The sequence below is a fragment of the uncultured Psychrobacter sp. genome, assembly GCF_947495825.1.
Classification (GTDB): Bacteria; Pseudomonadota; Gammaproteobacteria; order Pseudomonadales; family Moraxellaceae; genus Psychrobacter.
Map to the genome: position 1 here is coordinate 1 of NZ_CANMAH010000016.1, position 22957 is coordinate 22957.

General features: G+C 38.9%; 27 protein-coding genes and 1 pseudogene. 17 read left to right on the top strand and 11 right to left on the bottom strand.

Annotated features, from left to right (window positions below; all coding sequences use genetic code 11):
- Positions 1-933, top strand: a 933-nt coding sequence (locus Q0895_RS13130) for a replication initiation protein (RefSeq protein ID WP_366139952.1), incomplete at its 5' end; no start/stop codon positions are given.
- Positions 934-1153: 220 nt separating this feature from the next.
- On the opposite strand, the gene Q0895_RS13135 is transcribed toward Q0895_RS13130, so the two are convergent.
- On the bottom strand, positions 1154-1744 hold the full coding sequence (locus tag Q0895_RS13135) for a recombinase family protein (protein WP_299189672.1): 591 nt from the start codon (positions 1742-1744) through the stop codon (positions 1154-1156).
- Positions 1745-2289: 545 nt separating this feature from the next.
- Positions 2290-2493 (bottom strand): hypothetical protein, encoded by a 204-nt coding sequence (locus Q0895_RS13140; RefSeq protein WP_193030879.1) that lies wholly within the window; start codon positions 2491-2493, stop codon positions 2290-2292.
- A 341-nt stretch (positions 2494-2834) separates the two neighbouring features.
- Between Q0895_RS13140 and Q0895_RS13145 the strand changes: the two genes are divergently transcribed.
- Positions 2835-3182 (top strand): type II toxin-antitoxin system RelE/ParE family toxin, encoded by a 348-nt coding sequence (locus Q0895_RS13145; RefSeq protein ID WP_201542191.1) that lies wholly within the window; start codon positions 2835-2837, stop codon positions 3180-3182.
- A 1-nt stretch (position 3183) separates the two neighbouring features.
- Entirely contained in the window at positions 3184-3486 is a 303-nt protein-coding gene (locus Q0895_RS13150; protein WP_068408813.1) for a helix-turn-helix domain-containing protein, read from the top strand.
- A gap of 217 nt (positions 3487-3703) precedes the next feature.
- Here Q0895_RS13150 and Q0895_RS13155 read toward each other — a convergent pair whose 3' ends face one another.
- From Q0895_RS13155 to Q0895_RS13165, 3 genes are all read right to left on the bottom strand, one after another.
- Positions 3704-4633 carry an EamA family transporter gene (locus Q0895_RS13155; RefSeq protein WP_299189678.1) on the bottom strand — a complete coding sequence of 310 codons (930 nt, stop codon included), beginning with the start codon at positions 4631-4633 and terminating at the stop codon, positions 3704-3706.
- A gap of 104 nt (positions 4634-4737) precedes the next feature.
- Positions 4738-5496: an AraC family transcriptional regulator gene (locus tag Q0895_RS13160; protein WP_299189680.1), complete on the bottom strand. Its 759-nt coding sequence runs from the start codon at positions 5494-5496 to the stop codon at positions 4738-4740.
- A gap of 468 nt (positions 5497-5964) precedes the next feature.
- Positions 5965-6324 (bottom strand): hypothetical protein, encoded by a 360-nt coding sequence (locus Q0895_RS13165; RefSeq protein ID WP_299189682.1) that lies wholly within the window; start codon positions 6322-6324, stop codon positions 5965-5967.
- Between the two features lie 172 nt (positions 6325-6496).
- On the opposite strand from Q0895_RS13165, the gene Q0895_RS13170 reads away from it, so the two are divergent.
- The 6 genes from Q0895_RS13170 to Q0895_RS13195 all read left to right on the top strand — a co-directional run bounded on the left by Q0895_RS13170 (position 6497) and on the right by Q0895_RS13195 (position 12308).
- Positions 6497-8269: a potassium/proton antiporter gene (locus Q0895_RS13170; RefSeq protein WP_299189684.1), complete on the top strand. Its 1773-nt coding sequence runs from the start codon at positions 6497-6499 to the stop codon at positions 8267-8269.
- 413 nt (positions 8270-8682) lie between these two features.
- Complete coding sequence (locus Q0895_RS13175) at positions 8683-9750, top strand: DUF475 domain-containing protein (RefSeq protein WP_181717143.1); 1068 nt, start codon at positions 8683-8685, stop codon at positions 9748-9750.
- A 163-nt stretch (positions 9751-9913) separates the two neighbouring features.
- Positions 9914-10438: a TIGR00645 family protein gene (locus Q0895_RS13180; protein WP_011512374.1), complete on the top strand. Its 525-nt coding sequence runs from the start codon at positions 9914-9916 to the stop codon at positions 10436-10438.
- A 59-nt stretch (positions 10439-10497) separates the two neighbouring features.
- Positions 10498-11421: a DUF808 domain-containing protein gene (locus tag Q0895_RS13185; protein ID WP_011512373.1), complete on the top strand. Its 924-nt coding sequence runs from the start codon at positions 10498-10500 to the stop codon at positions 11419-11421.
- Between the two features lie 56 nt (positions 11422-11477).
- Positions 11478-11921, top strand: coding sequence for an MgtC/SapB family protein (locus Q0895_RS13190; protein WP_011512367.1), 444 nt, complete (start codon positions 11478-11480; stop codon positions 11919-11921).
- 186 nt (positions 11922-12107) lie between these two features.
- Complete coding sequence (locus Q0895_RS13195; protein WP_299189695.1) at positions 12108-12308, top strand: hypothetical protein; 201 nt, start codon at positions 12108-12110, stop codon at positions 12306-12308.
- A 212-nt stretch (positions 12309-12520) separates the two neighbouring features.
- Here Q0895_RS13195 and Q0895_RS13200 read toward each other — a convergent pair whose 3' ends face one another.
- Positions 12521-13684 carry a zinc-dependent alcohol dehydrogenase gene (locus Q0895_RS13200; RefSeq protein WP_299189697.1) on the bottom strand — a complete coding sequence of 388 codons (1164 nt, stop codon included), beginning with the start codon at positions 13682-13684 and terminating at the stop codon, positions 12521-12523.
- A 382-nt stretch (positions 13685-14066) separates the two neighbouring features.
- Here Q0895_RS13200 and Q0895_RS13205 point away from each other — a divergent pair.
- From Q0895_RS13205 to Q0895_RS13235, 7 genes and pseudogenes are all read left to right on the top strand, one after another.
- A protein-coding gene (locus Q0895_RS13205; RefSeq protein ID WP_299189698.1) for an IS3 family transposase occupies positions 14067-15232 on the top strand; the annotation gives its coding sequence in 2 pieces (ribosomal slippage) (positions 14067-14325 and positions 14325-15232; 1167 coding nt in all).
- Between the two features lie 47 nt (positions 15233-15279).
- A pseudogene (locus Q0895_RS13210) lies at positions 15280-15570 on the top strand (resolvase); the annotation flags it as partial.
- A 57-nt stretch (positions 15571-15627) separates the two neighbouring features.
- The gene (locus Q0895_RS13215) at positions 15628-16437 is read left to right on the top strand and encodes a hypothetical protein (RefSeq protein WP_299189699.1); all 810 of its coding nucleotides are present in this window, start codon (positions 15628-15630) and stop codon (positions 16435-16437) included.
- Positions 16438-16530: 93 nt separating this feature from the next.
- Positions 16531-16857: a hypothetical protein gene (locus tag Q0895_RS13220; RefSeq protein ID WP_299189703.1), complete on the top strand. Its 327-nt coding sequence runs from the start codon at positions 16531-16533 to the stop codon at positions 16855-16857.
- On the top strand, positions 16854-18332 hold the full coding sequence (locus Q0895_RS13225) for a DUF4041 domain-containing protein (RefSeq protein WP_299189705.1): 1479 nt from the start codon (positions 16854-16856) through the stop codon (positions 18330-18332). The genes Q0895_RS13220 and Q0895_RS13225 overlap by 4 nt, the downstream gene beginning before the upstream one ends.
- 26 nt (positions 18333-18358) lie before the next feature.
- The gene (locus Q0895_RS13230) at positions 18359-19396 is read left to right on the top strand and encodes a DUF5677 domain-containing protein (RefSeq protein ID WP_299189706.1); all 1038 of its coding nucleotides are present in this window, start codon (positions 18359-18361) and stop codon (positions 19394-19396) included.
- Between the two features lie 140 nt (positions 19397-19536).
- On the top strand, positions 19537-20046 hold the full coding sequence (locus Q0895_RS13235; protein ID WP_299189707.1) for a plasmid replication DNA-binding protein: 510 nt from the start codon (positions 19537-19539) through the stop codon (positions 20044-20046).
- A gap of 18 nt (positions 20047-20064) precedes the next feature.
- Here the strand turns inward: Q0895_RS13235 and Q0895_RS13240 are convergent, their stop codons facing one another.
- From Q0895_RS13240 to Q0895_RS13260, 5 genes are all read right to left on the bottom strand, one after another.
- Positions 20065-20361: a hypothetical protein gene (locus Q0895_RS13240; RefSeq protein WP_299189709.1), complete on the bottom strand. Its 297-nt coding sequence runs from the start codon at positions 20359-20361 to the stop codon at positions 20065-20067.
- Entirely contained in the window at positions 20348-20629 is a 282-nt protein-coding gene (locus Q0895_RS13245) for a BrnT family toxin (protein ID WP_299189731.1), read from the bottom strand. Before Q0895_RS13245 ends, Q0895_RS13240 begins: the two co-directional genes overlap by 14 nt.
- Complete coding sequence (locus tag Q0895_RS13250; RefSeq protein ID WP_011512369.1) at positions 20629-20829, bottom strand: type II toxin-antitoxin system RelB/DinJ family antitoxin; 201 nt, start codon at positions 20827-20829, stop codon at positions 20629-20631. The genes Q0895_RS13245 and Q0895_RS13250 overlap by 1 nt, the downstream gene beginning before the upstream one ends.
- Before the next feature lie 103 nt (positions 20830-20932).
- On the bottom strand, positions 20933-21193 hold the full coding sequence (locus Q0895_RS13255; protein ID WP_299189712.1) for a hypothetical protein: 261 nt from the start codon (positions 21191-21193) through the stop codon (positions 20933-20935).
- A gap of 67 nt (positions 21194-21260) precedes the next feature.
- On the bottom strand, positions 21261-21662 hold the full coding sequence (locus Q0895_RS13260; RefSeq protein WP_299189715.1) for a hypothetical protein: 402 nt from the start codon (positions 21660-21662) through the stop codon (positions 21261-21263).
- 438 nt (positions 21663-22100) lie between these two features.
- Here Q0895_RS13260 and Q0895_RS13265 point away from each other — a divergent pair, with 438 nt between their 5' ends.
- Positions 22101-22475, top strand: coding sequence for a hypothetical protein (locus tag Q0895_RS13265; RefSeq protein ID WP_299189717.1), 375 nt, complete (start codon positions 22101-22103; stop codon positions 22473-22475).
- Positions 22476-22957: the final 482 nt, after the last annotated feature.

Genomic DNA, 22957 nt, shown 5'->3' on the forward strand with positions numbered 1-22957 from the left:
TTTCGTACGAGTTATTTTATATCAGCAGACGCACTAACACAAGTGTGTGTCATGTTAATCCTACCTGAAATATATGAAACGCTGCCCCACAAGCCTTATTGTACCGATGATTTAGGCGCTCTTGCCATTCGTCCGAGAAAGACAGCGGTCAAAATGCGGTACATCCAGCACAACCCTCCATGTATGACTCATTTTATATGCCTAGACATTGATCATAAGCATGGCGCAATGCGTTGGGCAGAAGAATACTTACCACCGCCACGGTGGACAAGCCAAAACCCTGAAAATGGGCACGCTCATATCGTCTATGAGCTAAAAACGCCTGTTTGTACCAGTGAGCATGGCAGCCGTAAAGCCTTAGACTATCTCGCTAAGATACAAGCAGGACTGGTCAGAGTAACTCGCGCAGACGTCGGTTATAGTAACTTCATCACTAAAAACCCCATGCACGAGCATTGGCGTACCGAAGTATGGACAAAAGAAGCCTACGAGCTAAATTACCTAGCGGAGTTTGTTGATCTCAGAGCTTTAACGAATTCAGAGAAAGAGTACGGACTTGGTAGAAACTGCATCCTGTTCGATACCGTTCGCCATTGGGCTTATTCTGCGATTAGAGGGCATCGAGGCAAGACTTGGGAGCAATGGCTCAACTCAGTACTTAAACACACTCAGAACGTCAACATGATGTTTTTAGAGCCATTACCGTACTCAGAAATCAAAGCCACTGCTAAAAGCATTGCTAAATACTGCTGGAAGCATGATGTATATCACTATAACGAGTTTATCTATCGACAGGCACTCAAAGGTAGTAAAGGTGGAAAGGTCTCTAAGCGCAAGGCTGTAGCTACTTCTGCACGTACGAAACAACCTTGGGTAGCTCTAGGTATGTCACAAAGTACATATTACAGGCATAAAAAAGCAGGAAAATTATGACAGCAGATAAGCCTAAATCAGATAACAGCCTTTTTATACTTGTTATCTGATTTAGGCTTATCTGTTCTTACTGGTTTGCTTAGAGCTTTCTTTTCAAGCTTTGGTGGAAATTATTAGCGCCAGCCTTTTTGAGAACTTTTTCATTCTGGCTTTCAGACCTTCCCTTCTTGCGCGCGCTGTGCCGACCTTCAAGTATCTAGCTTACATTGCTTTATAGCTATTAGCTCTGCTTTAACACCCGATAAACGGTAGCCACCCCAACACCCACTGCCTTAGCGATCTCTTCTTTGGTCATATTGTTTTGACTTGCCAATTCTTTAATACGATTGTGTTTTGCGGTATTCGGCTTCTTGCCACTAGGTTTATATCCGCTATTGGCCAATCCTTGCTTGATTCGCTCTCTACGCTTATCGTTATCAAGCTTTGCCATCGTTGCTAAAAGATCGATCAGCATATCGTTAATGACTTTTAGAATCTCTCCAGTCATACCTTCGCTAACCGTATGTGTCGTTGGTAAATCCGCCACCACCAATCGTAAGCCCTTGTCTTTGATACGCTGCTTTAGAATCGCAAAATCATCTTGCGATAGCCGGCTTAATCTATCCACGCTTTCAACCAGCAGAATATCGCCTTCTTCAGCATCATTGAGTAACAGAGTGAGTGCTGGTCTATCAAGCTTCGTACCACTGAAATGCTCAACATACTCAACATGGTTATCATCATAGCTTTGGCTAAAGCTAATCAAGTCAGATAAAGCTCTCTTAGCGTCTTGATCTTTAGTGCTGGCTCTCACATAAATACGAACGGTCATAACACTACCTCTATTACTTAGACTCGATAATTAATGTCTATTGATAATAGTAAGATATTACTATCATTTAATAATAGAAACAAGTCTAATGATAGCTAGGTTATCGTTTAGAGGTTTTATGTTTTGGGTATAGGCTAATGATAGGTTATCAGGTCCTTTCACTGGTTCAGTCCCACTGTAAGAATTGAAAAAAGACAATTAGTTAGCATTTGAGAATGATTAGTGTGTATATTGATTGATTAACTATAAAAACTAAGGGGGCAGGATTGGATAATAATAGAGTTCTCATACGAGCAATTGGAACTGCTGGTTAAATTTTTATGTTGTCTGCGATGGTTGCCGCTAGATTTTTTTAAACATGCTCTAGTTTGACTTCTATCCTAGAACACAAACTGTCGGTTGTACGTCCAGTTTTTACGGGCTTTCTTATTATTTATTTTTCTCAATATCAACACCCGCACCAACAATCAGTTTTTATTCCGCCTAACTGCTGTCTTTTTAGGGTTCGTCATTATGATGAGGGTGTGCTGATTTTTAGCAGACCCTCAGAAATTTAAATCATCGAGCGACTCAATGCCAATGACTTTACCTGCTATCAATCCCCTAACAAATCCTTTTGTCAGCTGCTCGTTCTCTGCTTTGGTTATTTTCTTGCTGTCGGTATCAATCGTAACCGCGTCTAACCAGTCAGTGTTAACAGTAGGGTCTTGATGATAAATTACTTGTCTTGCTTGCTCTGATTTATACAAAGTTATTTTTCCTTTAAATCGTGATTATTGCGCTGTAAAGGCATTGAACTCTTAGTCGTTTCCCAAGTGTTTTAGTGGTCTGTAGACTTCTCTGATTGTATTTTAACATCATTTGCGTATTGCTATCTTGGTTTGAATATCAGGTTCTAAGTTCTCCGAAAATAACTAAAAACAAGTATCGTTATACGATAGAAAATACTTTCACTATTAAGAATAGGTTGTTAAGAGCTGATCATAATGTCATAAGTCAGTAACACGACGCACTAAAGCTGCTCGTTCTAATTGCAGACTGTCTCGATTAGCTGTATTATATAGACTGTAATCTATATATTGGTTTTTATATGTGGACTGTCATCACAACAGAGCTGTTCAACCAATGGTTTGATCAGCAAGATGAATCAACGCAAGAAAAAGTACTGGCAGCTTTGATGGTTTTAGAACAACAAGGCCCAAGCTTAGGTCGCCCTTTAGTGGATACTGTGTATGATTCGAAATTTACCAACATGAAAGAGTTACGTGTTCAGCACAGAGGTAAGCCACTCAGAGCCTTTTTTGCCTTTGACCCAAAGCGACAAGCTATTATGCTTTGTATTGGTGATAAGGGTAATAGAAAGCGTTTTTATAAAGAAATGCTAGCCACTGCAGACCAACAGTATGAGTGTCACCTCAGAACTTTAGGAGATTCATGATATGACTAAGACATTACAAGAGATGTTAGCTGAGCGCTCTTTAGACAGCCGAGCGCGTATTAAACAACTGGCAGAGCAACTGCTTTTAGAAAACCAGCTGTCTCGTATCCGTGAAGAGTTAGAGATCTCTCAAAAAGAACTGGCTCAAACCATGGGTATTAAACAGCCTTCATTGTCTGCTATAGAAAATCGCGGCAATGATCTTAAAATATCGACCATGAAAAAATATGTTGAAGCTATGGGTGGTAAGCTTCGTATCGATGTTGAGCTGCCAACAGGGAAGCACATAGGCTTTAATGTGTAATCATAAATTCAAGTGATTCAAGCGCAAATAAGCCACCCTCTTATGGGTGGCTTATTTATTACTAAGAATAGGCTAATGTTATTAGGAAAGCATAGCAACCAGCCCCTTAATTCAAAAACTTGTTATAGATGGTTCCCTATTAACAGTCTGTTTTAAGTGGTCTGTTAATAGAGTTTTTGCACTTTTTAGTTGTTCTGCTGGGGCATACTCAAAACTCTTAGAAAATATGACTTCTCTTAAAATATCTCGGAGTTGAAACTTTAACTATTTGTAGTAAAAGACAAATAATCATTAGAAACATACCCAACCAACCAATAGGAGAAAAAATCTCTCCAACAACAATAACCGCAAGTATCGTTGCTACGATAGGCTCCAATAATGTAATTAACGTAGCTTGGCTCGCCTCAATGACTTTCAGTGCTTGACCAAAAAGTAAGTATCCTATAAACATAGGTGCAATTGCCATGTATAAAGCAGCTGTTATATGTTTACCATCTAAAAATAGGTTATCGCCTGTAAATAGTAATGAAGGTAACAATACGATTGCGGAGAGACCAAACATACTTGCCATTGCAGATTTAGAGTCTACTCCTGTCTCTATCATTTGCCGTGCTGACCACGAGTACGTGGCATAAGTTAATCCTGCAACCAAACCTAGTAATATTCCCCATTTTTGATTGTTTGCCACTATATCTAGGTCAATATTTTTAGTTTTTCCTATAGTCAGTAAGCTGACACCAACGGCACCAAATAGAAAACTTACTACCCATTTTTTACTAATCTTTTTATTGCTGATTAGACGCTCCATTATTACCGTAAAAAATGGCGCGCTAGCAATTGAGATAACCGTTCCAATAGCTACACCAGCTAGACGCATAGAAGAATAAAAAACTAATGGATAAAGGGCAACACATATCGCTCCTATTAATAAGACCTTAGGCTGAGAAATTAATTTTATCTTATCATTAATTATGTGTTCTCTGGCGTTTACTACTAGCAGCACACCACCTACACCCATTGCAAATGCACCAGTTGCTAAAGGACTGACATCAGGCGTAAAAGCAGATACAGTACCTGTTGTACCCCAAAGAATGCTAGCAATAACCACAAATACAACAGCGCTCAAACTGGATTTCACCTGAAACATAATAGGTACTCTCAAGGTTATATTGAATAATGCTATTATAGAGAGCTATTAATATTGGATTTTGCAGATTGGACGGTTTTATTGATTAATCAGACGCGTTTTACTTAGAAAATTCTAGAAGGTGGGATACCGAAATACTTTGAGAAACGGCGACTAAATGCACTGACATTAGTGTAACCAACTAATTCAGCAATGATAGAAATGGGGGAATCCGTATGTAGTAATAAAGCTTGAGCTTTTTTCATTCTCAGCTCTGTAATGTACTCAGTTACTGTCTGACCAGTCTGTGACTTAAAGTTCTTTTTAAACTGTGTAGCACTCAAACAAGCAATATCTGCTAAAGCTTCTATCGATAAGTTATGAGAAAGGTTGTTATTAATATAGTCCACTACCTCTCTAATTCTATGGTCATACTGAACGAATAATTTTTGTTCTTCTAGAAGTCTGTAGAAAGTAGTAAACATCAATGCTTCAATTTCAGCATGAATTTGGTTCTTTAACTGACTTTCAGCAAACTCTAAAAATAATAATACGGTTGAGCTGATTGAAAAGACAATTTTTTCCGAATCAAGAATATGAACTGGTAAAAAATCTGTATCAACAACAATGAACTTTGCATTTTCTTCAGCATTAAAATAATGTTTTTCGTATGCTTTGACTACAACACATTCTCTTGGTGTAACTTTACCAATATAATTTTCAACCTCAATGTTTATAACGCCTCGAAGCGGTAAAACAATTTGATGAAAGTTATGAGAATGCCCTTTGGTTTGATGACTATAGGATCTAACTGAGAGAGTGCTTATCATTTCTTTCTCTATAGCAGCGCTTATATAAATAAAAATAATGCTCCAAAAGCTCACTGTATGTACACAATGAAGTACATTGCGACTATCTTAGCAAATGAAACCGTTGAGATTATTAGCCTGCAGCTAAAGGTTCAAGTCCTCACGAGGGTACCGAACCAGTGAAATCGGTTTATCATAGGCATACTTACAATAGATTATAGGCGTAATAATAGTACGCTTGAAGTGGTTTTACTGCATTAGTGTATTTTAAACGGTCTATCAATGGGCTTAAAGGGTGATATAGCTGTTTCCACTCGGGTATACCCGAAATGAATCAGTAACTTAATGCCAGATTGAGAAGCTTTTCCTAAAAACTGTGTAACTGCTTATAATCCAATAGCAGGAGAATAAGCAATGACTACTCAATCTGACATTAAAAAACTGGCTGAGCAAATGGCCAGCAGCATGAGCAGCTTAAAAGTTTGAGAAAAAGGTGTGTTACTTAAAGTCTTATCTACTACAGCTCCATAGCTATACTGGAAGTTATTTAACCTGCGCTGTTTCTAATAAACTGCCATCTTTATCGAATAAGCAGTCGACGATAATGAGCGGAGCCGCATCCAAACTATCTTCAGCGTAGTAATGTGTTATGACTTCAAAGTTACCATTATTTAATCGTCTGTAGTCTGTGTTTTTTCGTTTAATGTCCATAGACTTAAAGCCTTTAAGCATGGGCTGTACTGCTTTCTGGCACTTCGTTAGCAATGCAATCTTTGTTGTTTTTTGAGCTTGTTCGAGTTCAGTATTTCTTTTTTTATCAAATGGGTTACTGCCATTTTGAATCCAAATATAAAATGCTGCAAATATAATAATAGATAGTCCTGTCAGTGTCTCTTTTTTCATAATATGACTCGTTTAGCAATAATAGAATAAGATATTTACCAACATACAAGCATAGCTCAGTTATTCTTAAGGAGTATGTTAAAACAATAATTAACCGTTGAAAGTAATGGGTAAATGTTACTCCCGTTCTGGTTAAAACAGCTTAGTATTATAAAATAGGGCTTAATGAAACATGGATACCTTAAATATCGTGTATCTCGTAGGAGCAGTATTAATTTTCGCCAGTATCATGGCAAGTACGTTATCGGCGCGTTTGGGTGTTCCACTTTTGCTATTGTTTTTAGTCGTCGGGATGCTCGCTGGTGAAGAAGGTATCTTGGGTATTGAATTTTCTCAATATGCGATAGCCAATTTTGTCGGACAAGCAGCCCTAGCCTGTATTTTGTTAGATGGTGGGTTGCGCACCTCTGTTAAATCATTCCGAGTTGGCTTAAAACCAGCCATCACACTGGCCACTTGGGGCGTACTTGCGACAGTCATGATACTAGGTGTATTCGTCACATGGCTGCTGGATGTCGATTGGCGCTTTGGCTTATTACTGGCAGCAATCGTGGGTTCAACCGATGCGGCAGCGGTATTTTCACTGTTGCGTAATGGCGGTGTTAAATTAAATGATCGTGTCCAAGCCACGCTTGAATTAGAGTCGGGCGCCAACGACCCTTTAGCGATTCTGTTAGTCACTGGATTGATTGCTTTAAATGTTGATCCTGCCGGACAGACAGCGCTAGGCTTCTTAGGCCTACTATTACAACAGCTTAGTTTTGGTTTAGGAATGGGCTTGTTCTTTGGTTATTTCCTATCTCGATTATTACCCAAGATACATTTGGCAGAAGGTATGTATGCCATTTTAATAATGTCGGCGGGTTTAGCAGTGTTTTCTGCCACTAACTTACTGGGCGGTAGTGGGTTTCTCGCGGTCTTTATCGCTGGTATTATGATTGGCAACCATAAGGTACGCTCAACTGAGCATGTCATGCGCGTGATGGACAGCTTTGCGTGGTTGTCGCAAGCGGTGTTATTTGTGGTATTGGGCCTATTGGTCACGCCATCGAACGTTCTTGAAGTTTGGCCTTATTCAGTGGCCATTGCTGCCTTTATGATTTTAGTGGCTCGTCCTATTGCAGTCTATACCAGTGTTTTACCGTTTAAATTTAAAAATAGAGAGATCGGCTTTATCTCTTGGGTCGGCTTACGTGGTGCGGTGCCCATTACCCTTGCCATGTTGCCAGTGATTGCAGGGGTGGACAATGCCTTTATGCTGTTTGATATCGCTTTTGGGGTGGTGGTCTTATCGTTGGTGTTACAAGGGACGACCATTCCTTTTATGGCCAATCTGTTTAAGGTGCGTATTCCTAACAATAAGGGCCCAAAAGAAGAGCATGAAGTGTGGGTGTCAGATAGAGCAAGTATTACGTTGTATGAATTTGAGGTAAAGTTAGGGGCGTTTGCAATTGGTCGTCATCCGAGGGATATATCTACGCGTATCAGCCCTGAAGGAATCCATGTTTTTGCCTTGGTGCGTGGTCAGAAAATCTTGGCAATTAATGAAAAGAATAAGCTCAAATTTGGCGATAGCGTATGGTATGCCATGAGTGGCGATTATGCCGATCAGATTGCGACTGTTTTTAATGACACTACGTTAGACCGTAGAGCCATCGATGATTTTTATGGCGATTGGATGCTATCGCCGAGTGTCAAACTTAAAGATGTGCCTTTCTTTACCGATAGGATGAAATTCGAATCTCTAGAAGATACCCTGAACACGAAAAATATGTGGGAACAAACGGTTGCTGAATATATTAAGGATAGCTTAAAGATGGCACCCGTAGCAGGCGATACGGTTGTGATTAATAAGGAGTGGTTATTAGTCATTAAAGAAGTTGATGACCAAGGAAGACTGAGAACGATTGGCCTAAAACAACTAGAGGGGTCAGCGGTGGCATAGTTTCTATCACTATTAGACAATTAATAGTCCTGCTAACATTGTCCATTCTAGGTAACTCATTAGCTCAAATTATGGCTTGTTTTACTGGTATCACTAGGGTATACCCAAAACAGCAAAATTTTATTTGTGAGAGGAATTCGCATTTTTCTAAGTAAGGCTAATACAGAAGCTAAACTACGTAGCATAATTCTATTTAATCAGTATCTTATGCTTAGGATTATTATTAAAATATAAGGTGTTTTTAATCGCCAAAGCATAAAAAACACAGTGACAATTTTTAATAGAATATTTTAAAAAAATACTTTATATTCTATTAAAAATCACATAGGGAAGTGGCTCACGATAGCCACTTTTTTTATGCCTCATACTTTTAGTAGATACACTTAGCTTTACGCAACCAGACAGGATGTGTCATGAGACATTTTTATTTAGACTTCATCTTTACCGCCATTGCATTAGCGATCGCGGCATGGTGGGGATATTCACATGGCGGGATGGGTGGTTTGATCGCAACCTTATCTATTACCGCGATTTTGGCCGTCATGGAAATCTCATTATCATTCGATAATGCGGTGGTCAATGCCTCAGTCCTCAAAGGCTGGGATGAGTTTTGGAAAAAGATATTTTTAACCGTTGGTATTTTGATTGCTGTATTTGGGATGCGCTTGGTATTCCCTATTGTCATTGTCGCAGTAACTGCTGAGCTTGCTATGGTAGAGGTCATCAAACTGGCTTTGTATCAACCAGAAGAATACTCTGCCCGTTTAATGGCACACCATGCTGAAATCTCTGCATTCGGTGGTATTTTCTTATTATTGGTGTTCTTAAACTTTATCTTTGACGATAAAGAAGTGCACTGGTTTAACTGGCTTGAAAGCCGTTTGGCAAAGCTTGGCAAAGTAGATGCCATGAGCGTCTTTGTGGCGCTTATTGTGTTGATGATTGCCGTATCATTTGCCAATCCTGAGCAATCCGCCGCTGTTCTAATCGCTGGTGTTTGGGGTATCTTGGTATACCTTGGCGTCCAAGTGGTCTCGGGTATGCTTGAAGGTGACCTCGAAGAAGATTTAGAAAACAAAGAAAATGGCTCGGGCGCAGCAGCGACCAGTGCGATTATGAAAGGCGGTATCATCGGCTTCTTATACCTAGAAGTCCTCGATGCCTCATTCAGTTTCGATGGCGTAATTGGCGCCTTTGCGATTACCAATGACGTTATCGTGATTATGCTGGGTCTTGCTATCGGTGCGATGTTTGTACGTTCGATGACTATCTTCTTAGTGGATAAAGGCACGCTTGATGAGTTTGTCTATCTTGAACACGGCGCGCATTATGCCATCGGCGCTTTAGCCATTATCATGCTGCTATCGGTGAAATTTCATGTGCCAGAACTTATTACAGGACTAATCGGTATTGCCTTTATTGGTTGGGCCCTGCTTGCTTCACTGAAACATCGTAAGCAACAGGCAAAACTCACTGCTTAGAGTGTAGACAATGTAAAGCAAAAAATTATTATCTTAGAATATCGTTAATAACAGGTTATGCCAAATAATTGGTATAACCTTTTTTCTAACATGCATTGCTTTTTATTACCTAATAATAGACATCATATTCAAACATTTATATTTCCAACAACAAGAGACACAAATGCTGAAGAAAGCTGAACAAAGATTAGAAAAAACCATATTTAATAGTCGTTGGCTGCTAGCACCGTTCTATTTGGGATTGGTTCTCGGTATCATTTTATTATTTATTAAGTTTTTTCAAGAGCTGTGGCATATGACGACTCATGTGTTCAGTGCATCTGAAGCCGATGTCATCGTTGGTACGTTGGCGCTTATCGACATGTCATTAGTCGCAAGTTTATTGCTTATCATCATATTTAGTGGTTATGAGATTTTTGTCTCAAAAATTGATACCGGAGATCATGAGGACCGCCCTGAATGGATGGGGAAAATCAATTTCTCTGGGCTAAAACTCAAAGTGATTGGTGCCATCGTTGCCATTTCTGCGATTGATCTTCTTAAATCATTTATGGATATACCTAAAGAGATGAGCGAAGGTGATGCTGATAGATTGATGTGGAAAGTGATTATCCATATGACGTTTGTACTGTCAGGCCTGTTATTTGCTTTGATGGATAAGATTGTCGGTGACACCAAAAAACATTAGAAAGACTTTAATAAAAAACCTATCAATTAATTTATATAAATAGACGCAAAGGAGCACACATGGCAGGAGCCAGTTTATTAACCTTGCTTGATGACATCAGTGTGATATTAGATGATGTGTCACTTATGACCAAGGTTGCCGTTAAAAAAACGGCGGGTGTATTGGGCGATGATCTAGCCCTTAATGCAGAGCAAGTTTCAGGTGTTAAAGCAGACCGTGAGCTGCCAGTAGTTTGGGCTGTTGCCAAAGGCTCATTCGTTAACAAGCTTATATTAGTGCCGTTAGCGTTGCTGATTAGTGCCATCTACCCGCCATTAGTCACGTTTTTATTGATGTGCGGAGGTGTCTATTTGGCTTATGAGGGTGCTGAAAAAATCATTCATAAGTTCTGGCCACATATCTTACCTCACGATGAAGAACAAATAGCCCGTCTACGTGCCAATGCTGATGAGACGATTGATTTGGTTGCTTTTGAAAAGGACAAAATCAAAGGTGCAGTGCGCACCGACTTTATTCTATCGGCTGAAATTATCGTAATTGCACTCGGCTCAGCAGTTGGAGCGACGCTTTTAGAGAAGAGCGTGATGCTGTCTATTATTGCTATTGGCATTACAGTAGGCGTTTATGGCTTAGTAGCGGGTATCGTTAAAATGGATGATTTAGGTCTTTACCTAATGAAACAGACGAACGGTGCAAAGCAGAAAATAGGTGGGATTTTATTGTCTGCGGCACCAAAGCTGATGAAGTTTCTATCGATTGCTGGGACATTAGCTATGTTTCTAGTGGGCGGCGGTATCTTAGTGCACGGGATCAGTTTTTTGCATCATGAAGTGGAAGACTTAGCGCACCTAACTGGCATATTTGGAAGTGTGACAACCATGCTCTTAAATGCGTTGGTGGGTTTAGCCGTCGGTGTTATTGTCGTGGCTATTGTCACCATGATTGGTAAATTACGCAGTAATAAGTCATCTTCGACGCATTAAAAATAACGATAATCACCCCTGTTCATTTAACCTTCTTTTAAAGAGTGCAATAAACCATGTTTGAATTTGATTTAAACTTAAAATTAATGGTATATCACCTAATTCAATTAGCAATTGCCTTCGTGCTTTCCCTACCGATTGCGCTTAATCGTGAGATGAAAGATAAGGGTGCAGGACTCAGAACTTTCCCATTAGTCAGTATTGCATCCTGTGCTTTCATGCTAGTGGCTGTCGATATCTATCATGGAGGTGCAGCAGAACCCGAAGCGAGAATCATGTACGCAATTATTACGGGCATGGGCTTTATCGGTGGTGGGGCTATTTTTAAAGGTGATAATACGGTAAAAGGCACTGCGACAGCTGCAAGTTTATGGAATACCGCTGCTATCGGCATCTCTGTTGCTTATGGACGTTATGAGATAGCGATTATATTATCAGTTGTTAATTTCTTAATTCTACAATTCTCAGAACCTTTCAAAGTAAAAGATAATCTTGAATAATTATTATTCGTCCCGGTTTTTATACTCAACCTTACATTTTGAAAGTTACATTGCTATGTACACTGATTTTATCTAAATGGATTTAGAGTACTAATAGCAATATCTCACAGCCTAAGGTTCAAGTCCTCACTATGGAACCGCACCAGTGAAATTGGTTTGTCATAGGCATACTTACAATAGATTATAGTGCAATGGGAAGATAGAACTAAGACAATTAAAGAGCTGATTAAAGAACTTCAAAGTTTTGAAGATCAAAACTTGATTGTTATGATAACTAATGATGAAGGTGAAACATTTAACTCAGTAAAGTTGTTTAGCAAAGGGTTTGTAGCTAATAAAGATGATCCTGATAAATATAAGAAAGTTTATTGTGCTTTACATTTCTAAGCTTTAAGACCATCTAAGACAGTTAGTTAGTTTTTTAATCCCTAAACCCATGAAAATCGGTTGGGGGGTGATTTTTTTGCCGTGTGCAGAGAAAAGCAAGACAAAGATTTTTTTACTAGCTGCTTTAACGATAACCATTATTTAAGATAATCTCGTTAAAGCAGCTATGACTTAACTCTTAAATGTTAAAAGTTAAGGGTAAATTTGAAAAATCAAGGAGTTAAAATGACTTTACGACATTCTTCTTCACGCTTTTCGAAAATTTCATAACCTTTAGCAGCGTCAGACAAATTCATACGGTGAGTAATAATAGCTTCAGGTGATAAATCACCATTTTCAATATACTCTAATAATTGTGGTAAATACTTGTGTACATGGGTTTGGCCCATTTTGAAAGTAAGCCCCTTATCAAAAGCGTCACCAAATAAGAAACCATGAATGGGTCCTGCATACACACCAGGAACACTAACGACCCCGCCACGACGCACAGCTGCAATACATTGACGTAAAGCTGCACCACTTGACCCTTCAATTTTCAAATTGGTCATTATTGTTTCTAGCATACTGCCTTTGGCTTCAAAGCCAATCGCATCAATAACGCTGTCAACGCCGCGATGCCCTTTGGTTTGTTCAATGATGAATTCAGCAGCATCTACCTTATCGAAATTAACCGGAATAGCCCCGTACGTATCTTTGGCATACTGCAAACGGTAGTCATTATGATCTACCACGAAGATCTGCTCAGCGCCTAACATTTTGGCACAAGCTGCTGACAATAACCCCACAGGACCCGCACCATAAATAGCTACGGTTGAACCTTTAGTAATATTGGCATTAGTCACCGCCTGCCATGCAGTCGGTAAAATATCGGATAAAAATAAAACCTTCTCATCTGACAGTGAGCCAGGTACTTTGAACGGACCAAAATTACCTTTAGGAACCCGTACAAATTCTGCTTGCCCACCAGGAATCCCACCATATAAATGGCTAAAACCAAATAAAGCAGACGGTGGTGGAATTATTTTTTTATTAATAGCAGCGCCTGGGCCTGTATTTGTAGTTTCACAAGCAGACATTAGGTCAAGCTGACAGAAAAAGCAGTTACCACATGCGATAACAAAAGGAATAACAACTCTGTCGCCTTTTTTAACAGCAGTGACTTCAGAGCCTACTTCTTCAACCACACCCATAAACTCATGACCGAAAATATCGCCTTCCTCGGTTGCAGGCATTTTGCCACGATATAAGTGTAAATCTGAGCCACAAATTGCAGTCGCAGTCACACGTAAAATAACATCATCTTTTTCTTGCAGTTTAGGTTCTGGGACATTGTCCACTCGCACATCTTTAGCACCATGGTAGGTTAAAGCACGCATAATTTCTCCAATTAAGTAAAGATTGCAAAATATCGATAAACAATAATCTGTGATAATACAAGATGAAAGTTATTAGAATCAGTAGTTTATGTTATCTAAGTTAAGTATTACTCAATTATATTAGCACCTTGAAAAACAAGATTTATAATCAACGTGTGTTAAAAAGGTTGCGTGTTGTAAGTAAAAAATTGTAGTGGTCAACTAATTTAGGACACTAATAAAATTCAAACCTACATCGCCATTCCTTATAAACCTGAGTCGAGAACGGATAATAATTATAAGCGTTGGGGCAACTTTTATGACCGCCAAGATCTGTTTGAGCTATGCTGAAGAAACCGTACAAGTAAACTTGGTAAACTAAGCATATTAATCGGAGTTTATCATGGTCAAGAAAATAAGAACCTATAGCACAGAATTTAAAGCTGAAGCCGTTAAGAAGATATCAGACAATAATGGCAATATCTCAGCAACTGCAAAGCAGCTTGGCATTGCCATGCAAACGCTATCGAATTGGCATAACAAAGCCAACCAAGGCAAGCTCAAAGGCACAGAGCAATACGACCCTGATCTTATAACAGCTCTTCAAGAAATAAAGCAGCTCAAACGACAGCTCAAAGTTGCCGAAGAGGAGCGAGAGATATTAAAAAAGGCGACGGCGTACTTCGCGAAAAACAGCTAGTCAGGTACGCCTTCATCAAAGATAACCAGCACTTCTTTACCATCACCACTATGTGCCGCGTGCTAAGGGTTAAGCATTCAAGTTACTACGACTGGCTGAGTCGCGATATCAGCGAGCAGCAGATACATCGCAACCATTGTGAGCTACTCGTTAAAGCCGCTCACAGTGAAACTCATGAGCGCTATGGTGTTGAGCGTCTGCATGCGCATCTAAGTGAGCAAGGTCATAACATCAGTCCCTACATGGTCAGAAGCATCAAAGAGGAATACAGCATCAAATGCCGTCGCCACAAACGCTTTAAAGTCACCACCGACTCCAATCACAACAAACTGGTCTATCCAAACGCGTTGGATCAAGAGTTTGATGCCAGTCGCCCTAACCAAGCGTGGGCCAGTGACATCACCTATATTTGGACGCTTGAGGGCTGGTTGTATTTAGCGGGAGTCAAAGATTTATATACCAAAGAGCTGGTCGGCTATGCGATCAATAAGCGAATGACCGCAGATCTAGTATGCAAAGCATTGAACATGGCCATCAAGAATAAACAACCAAGCAAAGGGCTAGTCGTTCACTCTGACAGAGGCAGTCAGTACTGTAGCCATGCTTACCACAAGATCATCAAGCAGCATCAGTTTACAGGTTCAATGAGCGGTAAAGGCAACTGCTTTGACAACGCACCCATAGAAAGCTTCTGGGACATATTGAAGAACGAGCTAGTATATCACCAAGACTATAAAACAAGGTTTGCAGCTATCAGAGATATCATTGGATATATTGAGTTATATTATAATCAGACTAGGATTCAAAAGGGTTTAGGCTATAAATCGCCAAGACAGGTGTGGTTTGATTATTATCGTCAGGCTGCGTAATCAAAATCTCCCAAGTTTATATATACGGGATTGACGGCAGGGGTCATAGTGTATTACAGGCCATCAATTCGATGATGCTTGATATGCTCGCTGCCATTGCTAGAAAGGACTACGGAGATCGCCGTAACCGTCAGATGCAAGGTATCGCTCGTGCTAAGGCAGAAGGAAAATATGTAGGACGTAAGAAAGATACAGAGAAGCGTAAGATTATCGCTAGCCTCTTAAAATCAAATCACAGTTACTCAGACATTCAAAAAATCGCACAGTGTTCACGTCAATTAATCGCAATAGTTTCCAAGGATCTGGAAAGACCTAACGCACATAATCATGTATGTTAGGTCTTATACAACGTACAGAGATTCTCAACACTAATGAGATTACAAGGATGTAATCAAATGATTCATGCTACCCATCAAACACGTAACCCTAAACCTCAGTTAAAAATATGTATTATAAATTCTTCTGGAAATTCAGGTAAGACTATTAGTGGCAGGTGGCTAGTTAAACCGCGCCTCCAAGATCCAGTATATTTCAGAATTGGATACAACAATAGAAATATTAGTGGAGATGAGGTTTCTGCGCCTGCAGAAAAGCTTATAAATGTACATATAGAGCTAATGATGGATACGTCAGTCATTGTTGAGGTGGAGATATCTGAATACGAACGTACTATTGATAGGATGACTCAAATGATGGGTTGTCACGAAGATTATGATTTTTTTCTGGTGCCAGTGGTTGATTCATCACCCAAATTAATAGCCGATAGTATTGGAACAATCAAGACTTTAATCAACATGGGCGTACCGCCTCATAAAATTAGAATACTGTTTAACAGAGACCCTGGTAGACACTCTGCCTATGACTATTTTGAAGAACTGACAGATACCCTTAATGAGCTTAAAATATCTTATGATCTGAACGCGCAGTTTCAATGTTATGACTTTTACGAAAAACTAGAGGCACTAAACCTTTCGTTCGAAGACCTTACAGAGCATGATTTAATAAACGCTCAGGCACACTTAAAGAAAATAACAGAAAAAGGTAGAGTTTATAGATTAACGGATACTGAGAAGGCAGCAAAATCATTCTACATTGAAGTTGTACTGGCTCAAAGAGCTGCCTTGGCCTATAAATCAGAACATGATGAAGTGTTTGAAATCTTATTTCAAAATAATCCAGAATTTGGTACGGCTGAAAATTATTAAATAAATCTCTCATACACTTAATAGTAGATAAAGATAGCAAAGAGAGTCTAAATGGCTAGAATGTACAAAAGTAAGTTAGATTAAGGCTAAGTTATGGCTAAACCAAAATTCGTACCCACTGTTAGAAAAGTGTATAAAGCCTACCAAAAGATCCAACGTGAACAAGAACGTCAAGAAAAGCGAGTTCGTGCGTCAAGGTTACGGCAGGAAAAAACTAGATTAAGAGAAGAGAATCAGAGAAATAAAGAGTTAGAAAGACAGCGTACTCAACAAGAGAAGGCTTATAGACGCGAAAAGATTAAAGCTGAAAAAGAGTATCGAAAGGAGGTTATTGAGCGTGGAAAAGTAGCGCTAGCAATGCGAGTTGAGGCGCGTGAGCAGCTTAAAGAAAGGCTATTAGATTTGGAGATGGTTTTATGACAGGGATTGATATTAGTGTTTTGGTCGTTGTTTCTACGATTACATTTATCATTGGCTTTATTGTTGCACACAAGCGTTTCACCAACAACCTAGGTTCACTCAATGGTATTAAAAAGCAGTTCACTCAATGGTATGCCAAGCTTGAAGTCGTAAAAGACGAGCTGTGGAAAGCTAATCAAAAATACGAAATTGAAAAACAACAATCGACGAATGAGATAGTAAAACTAAATGTAGAGATAGAACAAAAACAAAGACTGCTGAATCAACTAGAAAATAAAACTAGTGATCTACAACGTATGGAAGCTAGTCGGCAGACTATAGAACAAGCATTCAGTCAGATGCCTTATAAACAGAAAAATTTATCAGACTTGGAAGATCAACTTGCAGAGTTGAAGAGTGAATTGTCACTTTATACAGACATGAAAAGTTATGTGGATTACGGTTTTTATCCATTACCTGCTTATGGGGAAGCAACCAGCAAAGAATATAATCAAAAGCTTAAAGCTATCCGAGAAAAACAAAAAATAATGCTTAGAGAGGCTACTGCATACACTTATCCAGATTATATAGAAATAACGGGTAATGCCACATATGATAAACGTTTGTTAAAAGACCAAGGTCACTTATTGGTCCTTGCTTTCAATAGTGAAAGTGACTACTTAATCAACAAGATAAATAGTAATAATTATGAATCCGTATTAACTAGAATAGAGAAACTTGCAGAAAAGTTAGAGAAACGCTTAATTAGCTTAGAAATTGGCCTCTCTTTAAACTATGTAGAGCTAAAAATGCAAGAGTGTACTGTGTATTATCAATATAAATACCAAAAAATGTCTGAAGCTGAGGAGCAGCGTGACATTAACGCTCAAATGCGTGAAGAAGAAGCAGCTGATCGTGAAATACAGCAAGCCTTAAAAGAGGCTAAAAGAGACGAGCAGATGGTAAGAGAAGCCATGAATAAAGTACGTAAAGAATTAGCATATGCTTCCGCTGAACAAAAACAGCAGTATGAGCTCCAATTGCAAGAACTCAATGAGAGATTAGTAGAAGCAGAGTCGCGTAAAGAGCGTTCTTTATCAATGGCGCAGCAAACTAGAAGAGGGCATGTATATATTATTAGTAATGTCGGTAGTTTTGGTGAAGATATTTATAAAATTGGCATGACTCGCCGACTAGAGCCTTTAGATCGTGTTAAGGAGTTATCCAGTGCATCTGTACCATTCGTCTTTGATGTGCACGCTATGATTTACAGCGAAGATGCTCCAGCTTTAGAGAAAGAATTACACAGTTATTTTGATTTAGCCTCGGTTAACAAGGTCAACAGTCGTAAAGAGTTTTTTGAAGTTACATTACAAGAAATTCGTGATTATGTAGAGGATGCCGGATTAGAGGCTCATTGGACAATGTCTGCTGATGCAACTGAATACCGTCAGAGCTTATCGATTCTAGAATGCCAAATGGAAAATGCTGCTTAATATTCATTATTAACTAAGAGTGACTCATGGATTCTTTTCAGAATATATTTGAAGAAATGTTAGATCAAGCAGCCAAAGAGTCTAATTTATCAGAAGATGAATTAGACTCTTTAACTTCAGGTTTTATCCATGAGTCTATTCCAGAAATAGCTGACAGTATTATTAGTTCACTAAAAGAAGATTCTGAAGAGCAACTAAGGTGGACTAGAGATTATACAGATGGGTTCGTAAATAGAAATATCGAAAGGTGGAAAAACGGTTTTGATGCTTTAGAAATCTTGATTATCGTGTGTTCCGAAGCAGCCGGAGAACTCAATAACACTTATGCAGAGCTTGCGGTTCAAGAGCAGAATGTGAAATTTGGTCTGATAGTTCGTTTGCACGCTCGAGCCTGTCATATCTCGTCAGAGATACTCTGGCTTCTCAAAGGAGGGTTCGCTGATGCTGCACATGCAAGATGGCGTGCACTACATGAGGTAGCAGTTACAGCTATGTTTTTACTTGATCATGCAAATGAGGTTTCCACTCGATATTGTGATCATGAAGTAATAGAGTCTTATAAAGCTATGGTGCAGTATAAGAAATATCAGTCAAGATTAAGTATTGAAGGGTTTTCTGAAGAAGAGCTCATAGAGTGTAAGGCAGCTCGAGACGAAGCAATTAATAAATACGGAAAAGATTTTAAAGGCAACTATGGGTGGGCGGCAGAAGCATTAAACAAGAAAACTCCCAACTTTTTCGATCTAGAAGAAGCCGTTAATCTTGACCACCTTCGCCCTTACTATAAGTGGGCGAGCCAAAATATACACGCAAACATACATGGAATTAGAAATAAACTTGGGTTAGCCGAAGCTAATGAAGAGGTTTTATTAGCAGGACCAAGTAATTCCGGAATGACAGACCCTGCCCAATTAACAGCTTTATCTCTTACACAGATTTCAGTTGGTTTGTTTACAATTTATTCGGACATGGATTCATTAATTACACAACATGTAATTAAAAAATTAAGTGCAGACATTGGTGACTTGTTTTGGGAAGCTCATTGTAAAGATCAACCCTCCTAGGAGTAATTCTTATACTTATATAAAGCGATCTAAATATTCAGTTTGTCTCGTATCAATATTAATGCCATAGTTGTTCATTGAACGTTCTGTACAGTTGTACTGGACACTTGCTAAAAACGTACTTGAACACTAGGTGAACCATGAACATATCGGTGACGAAAGCAGCAAAAGAATGGGGTGTCTCAAGAACGACCATCTATCAGAAAGCCAATAATGGTGAGCTTTCCAGAACCGCAGACAAGAAAATAGACGTTTCAGAAATGTTGCGAGTGTTCGGTGAGCCAATTTCTAAAAAACGTACTGAACGTTCAGTGAACACCGTCCAAAGTACATCGCTGAACAGTCAAAGTGTTCAGTACAATACAGAAATAGAACACCAATTAGCGCTTGAAAAGCTCAAAAATGAACACCTCAGCCAACAGGTGAGTGATCAAAAGAAGTTAATAGAGAATTATCAAGAGCAGATAGCACAGTTGAACAAAACACTGGATAAAGCCAACGCCAGTATTCAAGATTTCGCGCAAGTGAGACTGCTAGAGTTTAAACAAGCTGAAATAAGCGATGAGCCGCCACTTGAACAAGAGAGAGAGAAAACATACAACTCAATCGTAGCTACGGTTGAGAAAAAGAAAAAGTGGTGGGTGTTTTAGACGCTGTGGTTTTATCGACTAATGATCTAACAAATACTCTTCTAGCGCATCGTTAATCATATCTTGGTAGTTTCCACCAGTCTTTTTTGCCTTATCCTGGAATCTAGCAATGATACTAGGACTCACGATACTGGCACCGACCATAGAATCAGATGATACTACGCTGCCACGAGTCGCACCCGACCAGTCCGTTACTTCAGGCATATCAGACAAATCAATATCATGATCTGAAAGCACCGCCAATCGTTGCAAGTTTGCTTCTTGCTCAGCGCTTAAAGATGGTAACTCATTTGCTTTATAGCTAACCTTGTTCATAAAACCTCCTTTCAGCTTTGGTAGCAGGTCGTGCTGATATGATACGAATAATCTCACCACCCTCACTATCTCTTTGAGTATGAGCGACCAGTAATACCGCCACTCCATTCACTGCGCCAAGCGCTTGCCACCGCTCTTCACCATTTTCATATCGGTCTTGCTGTCGCAAACACAAGGGATCAAGAAATACCCGAGCTGCTTCTTCAAAGGATAAGCCATGTTTGCGTTGATTACTGCTATTTTTCTGTTCATCCCATTCAAATTCAATCATTGATCACCGTCTTCAAGCGTATTGGTACTAGGCATTGTCTGATAATCAAAAGACAGCGGTATGCTATTGGTTTCTGCGACCTGATGCAAAAATAACTTAATCGCTTGCGAAGGCGTTAAACCATAGCCCTCCAGCACCGAAAACGCCTTATCTTTTAATTCTTGATCGAGACGGATATTATAATTGGTTGTGCTCATAGCATTACTTATCGCTTATTTATGTACATTTAATATAAGCGATAAGTAATGCTAATTCAATAATTTTAGGGTTTTGGTCTTTCACAATAGTGATAGTAACGCGCTACCCATCTAATCCACGTAGGAAATCATCAATTTTCTGTTCTAGCTGTTTTTGTATGACGTAGAGTTCGCTCGCGCTATATTCTCTTAGCTTACTTTCCTCATCTTTTAGCTCAAACATCTTTTTACGTATGCTATCGCTATGAGCTTCGTTTTCTAAACCAAAGGTGTTAAGACGCCCCATTTGACGGTAGTATTCTCGTTGCGCCTCTTCAAACATCATAAAATGGTTACTTGCTACTGATATGCCTTCAATACTCATAGATTGCTCCTTCTTACACTAGGAAAATGTCCCTTTATGAAATTTTTATTCATTTACTATCAAAAATTTACCTATCAAGAAGAGATCTATTTCTTTTGTTTGCTTGCTTCGCTTCAAACCTCTTCATAGCCGTATCTAATTCTTCATGCGTGGGCTGTACATAGGGCTCATCACTAGGTTCTGTATTGCTGTCTTGGATTGGGTCACTAGAATACAAATCAACAAAAATTTGTTTTTTAACCTCAGGCTTAATCTCAATATCACTGCTAGAATTATCTGTAGCGACAGATAATTCCTTTGATTCTTTTCTATAGCGATAGAGATAATTGGTCAGTGTGCCAGTCGTTAGAATGAGGTCATGACGCTCAGCTAATATCTCAACCACGCCTTCATAGGTATATGAAACAGCCAGCTCTTCGATCACCTCATAAAGATCACGAAACTTGGAAAACTTTGTTCTCTTAGCCATAAATTTCTATCTCCCTCTATTCTTGAAGCCAATTATCTCAATTATAAGAATGCTCATAAATTGCTCATATTTAACTAACGATTTACTACCCTTTTGCTAACGATTTGCTAACTTTCAATCAATCATACAGCAATTGCTCATAAATTGCTCATATCTAGCTAACGATTTACTAACGTAACGCTCTTATAAGCCTTTTTAGCTAAAAAGGCTTACGACAGGTAGAAAATAACCGATTTTTCTACCTGCTTTTTGGTCATTAAATTATCCAATTTAATGACTACACCTTACGCACCCTATCGGGATGAAAAAAAGCGTCTTGAATCAGCAACTTACCTGATTTAAGACGCTTTTTTCTGCATGCAAAGTGCAAACAAAATTGATTTAAGTTGCTGATTTTTATGATATATTGCTGTCTACAATTTGCAAACAAGGATATTCATGAGTACTCCTACCGTATCATTTAGATTAAAGCCAGAAATCTACCTAAAACTAGAAGCGATAGCAGCAGAGGCAGGGCAAACGCCTGGTGGCTACTTAAAGAAAAAGCTGGAGTCAGATACCAATAACTTTCTTGAAGACCTTCAGTTTATGAAAGGAGATATTAGTGAGATTCTGCACTTATTACAGTCGGACGACGAAGGATCAAAAATGGAAGAGAATACATCAAATCAGGATGATATGGTCAAGACTCTGATGCCGATAGTGCTAGAATCGTTATTGATATTAAGAGAGGTGGCAGCACCTAACAAAGTTGGCAATGCTCAAAGATTGGTCGATAAAGCAAGATTAAAAGCATACAATAGTTTGGATTAATAATTAGATATAGATTGCCCTTGTCTCAGCTGAGACAAGGGCTTTTTTTGATAAACAATTTAATGATCAGATACTTGTCTTTGGTAACGTGTTGATAAAAGTTTCTAGGTTTTTACTTTTCTTCCATAAATCTCAGTTGGTATAGCTAAACTTGTGACTGTATAAGCCTATATTTTCCGTTTAAGAAGGTTCAAAAGTAATTTACCTAGCAGATTACCAAATGATGTTTAAAACCTTGTAGGAGGCTAAATAGAGTGGTTCTATCTCTATAGAACTAAAGAGTAGATCTTCATTTTCAAATAAGCTGAACTTGCTCATATCCAATTGATGACTATCTTTACTAATTATTCTTTTGTCATTTTAAGTATTAATAACCAAAAAGGTTTTTAATGTTTTTAAAAGCTTTTAAAAGCTTTTAGGTCTTCGAGAAGCCCCGATAACAAAGAGTTTCGACCTCTATAAAGCTACGTCTATCGACCCAT

Bases quoted from the DNA above. Each gene is read 5' to 3' on its own strand.
- Q0895_RS13135 (WP_299189672.1), bottom strand. From the start codon at position 1,744: ATGACCGTTCGTATTTATGTGAGAGCCAGCACTAAAGATCAAGACGCT.
- Q0895_RS13145 (WP_201542191.1), top strand. From the start codon at position 2,835: ATGTGGACTGTCATCACAACAGAGCTGTTCAACCAATGGTTTGATCAG.
- Q0895_RS13150 (WP_068408813.1), top strand. From the start codon at position 3,184: ATGACTAAGACATTACAAGAGATGTTAGCTGAGCGCTCTTTAGACAGC.
- Q0895_RS13155 (WP_299189678.1), bottom strand. From the start codon at position 4,633: ATGTTTCAGGTGAAATCCAGTTTGAGCGCTGTTGTATTTGTGGTTATT.
- Q0895_RS13165 (WP_299189682.1), bottom strand. From the start codon at position 6,324: ATGAAAAAAGAGACACTGACAGGACTATCTATTATTATATTTGCAGCA.
- Q0895_RS13170 (WP_299189684.1), top strand. From the start codon at position 6,497: ATGGATACCTTAAATATCGTGTATCTCGTAGGAGCAGTATTAATTTTC.
- Q0895_RS13175 (WP_181717143.1), top strand. From the start codon at position 8,683: ATGAGACATTTTTATTTAGACTTCATCTTTACCGCCATTGCATTAGCG.
- Q0895_RS13180 (WP_011512374.1), top strand. From the start codon at position 9,914: ATGCTGAAGAAAGCTGAACAAAGATTAGAAAAAACCATATTTAATAGT.
- Q0895_RS13185 (WP_011512373.1), top strand. From the start codon at position 10,498: ATGGCAGGAGCCAGTTTATTAACCTTGCTTGATGACATCAGTGTGATA.
- Q0895_RS13190 (WP_011512367.1), top strand. From the start codon at position 11,478: ATGTTTGAATTTGATTTAAACTTAAAATTAATGGTATATCACCTAATT.
- Q0895_RS13200 (WP_299189697.1), bottom strand. From the start codon at position 13,684: ATGCGTGCTTTAACCTACCATGGTGCTAAAGATGTGCGAGTGGACAAT.
- Q0895_RS13215 (WP_299189699.1), top strand. From the start codon at position 15,628: ATGATTCATGCTACCCATCAAACACGTAACCCTAAACCTCAGTTAAAA.
- Q0895_RS13220 (WP_299189703.1), top strand. From the start codon at position 16,531: ATGGCTAAACCAAAATTCGTACCCACTGTTAGAAAAGTGTATAAAGCC.
- Q0895_RS13225 (WP_299189705.1), top strand. From the start codon at position 16,854: ATGACAGGGATTGATATTAGTGTTTTGGTCGTTGTTTCTACGATTACA.
- Q0895_RS13230 (WP_299189706.1), top strand. From the start codon at position 18,359: ATGGATTCTTTTCAGAATATATTTGAAGAAATGTTAGATCAAGCAGCC.
- Q0895_RS13235 (WP_299189707.1), top strand. From the start codon at position 19,537: ATGAACATATCGGTGACGAAAGCAGCAAAAGAATGGGGTGTCTCAAGA.
- Q0895_RS13240 (WP_299189709.1), bottom strand. From the start codon at position 20,361: ATGAACAAGGTTAGCTATAAAGCAAATGAGTTACCATCTTTAAGCGCT.
- Q0895_RS13250 (WP_011512369.1), bottom strand. From the start codon at position 20,829: ATGAGCACAACCAATTATAATATCCGTCTCGATCAAGAATTAAAAGAT.
- Q0895_RS13255 (WP_299189712.1), bottom strand. From the start codon at position 21,193: ATGAGTATTGAAGGCATATCAGTAGCAAGTAACCATTTTATGATGTTT.
- Q0895_RS13260 (WP_299189715.1), bottom strand. From the start codon at position 21,662: ATGGCTAAGAGAACAAAGTTTTCCAAGTTTCGTGATCTTTATGAGGTG.
- Q0895_RS13265 (WP_299189717.1), top strand. From the start codon at position 22,101: ATGAGTACTCCTACCGTATCATTTAGATTAAAGCCAGAAATCTACCTA.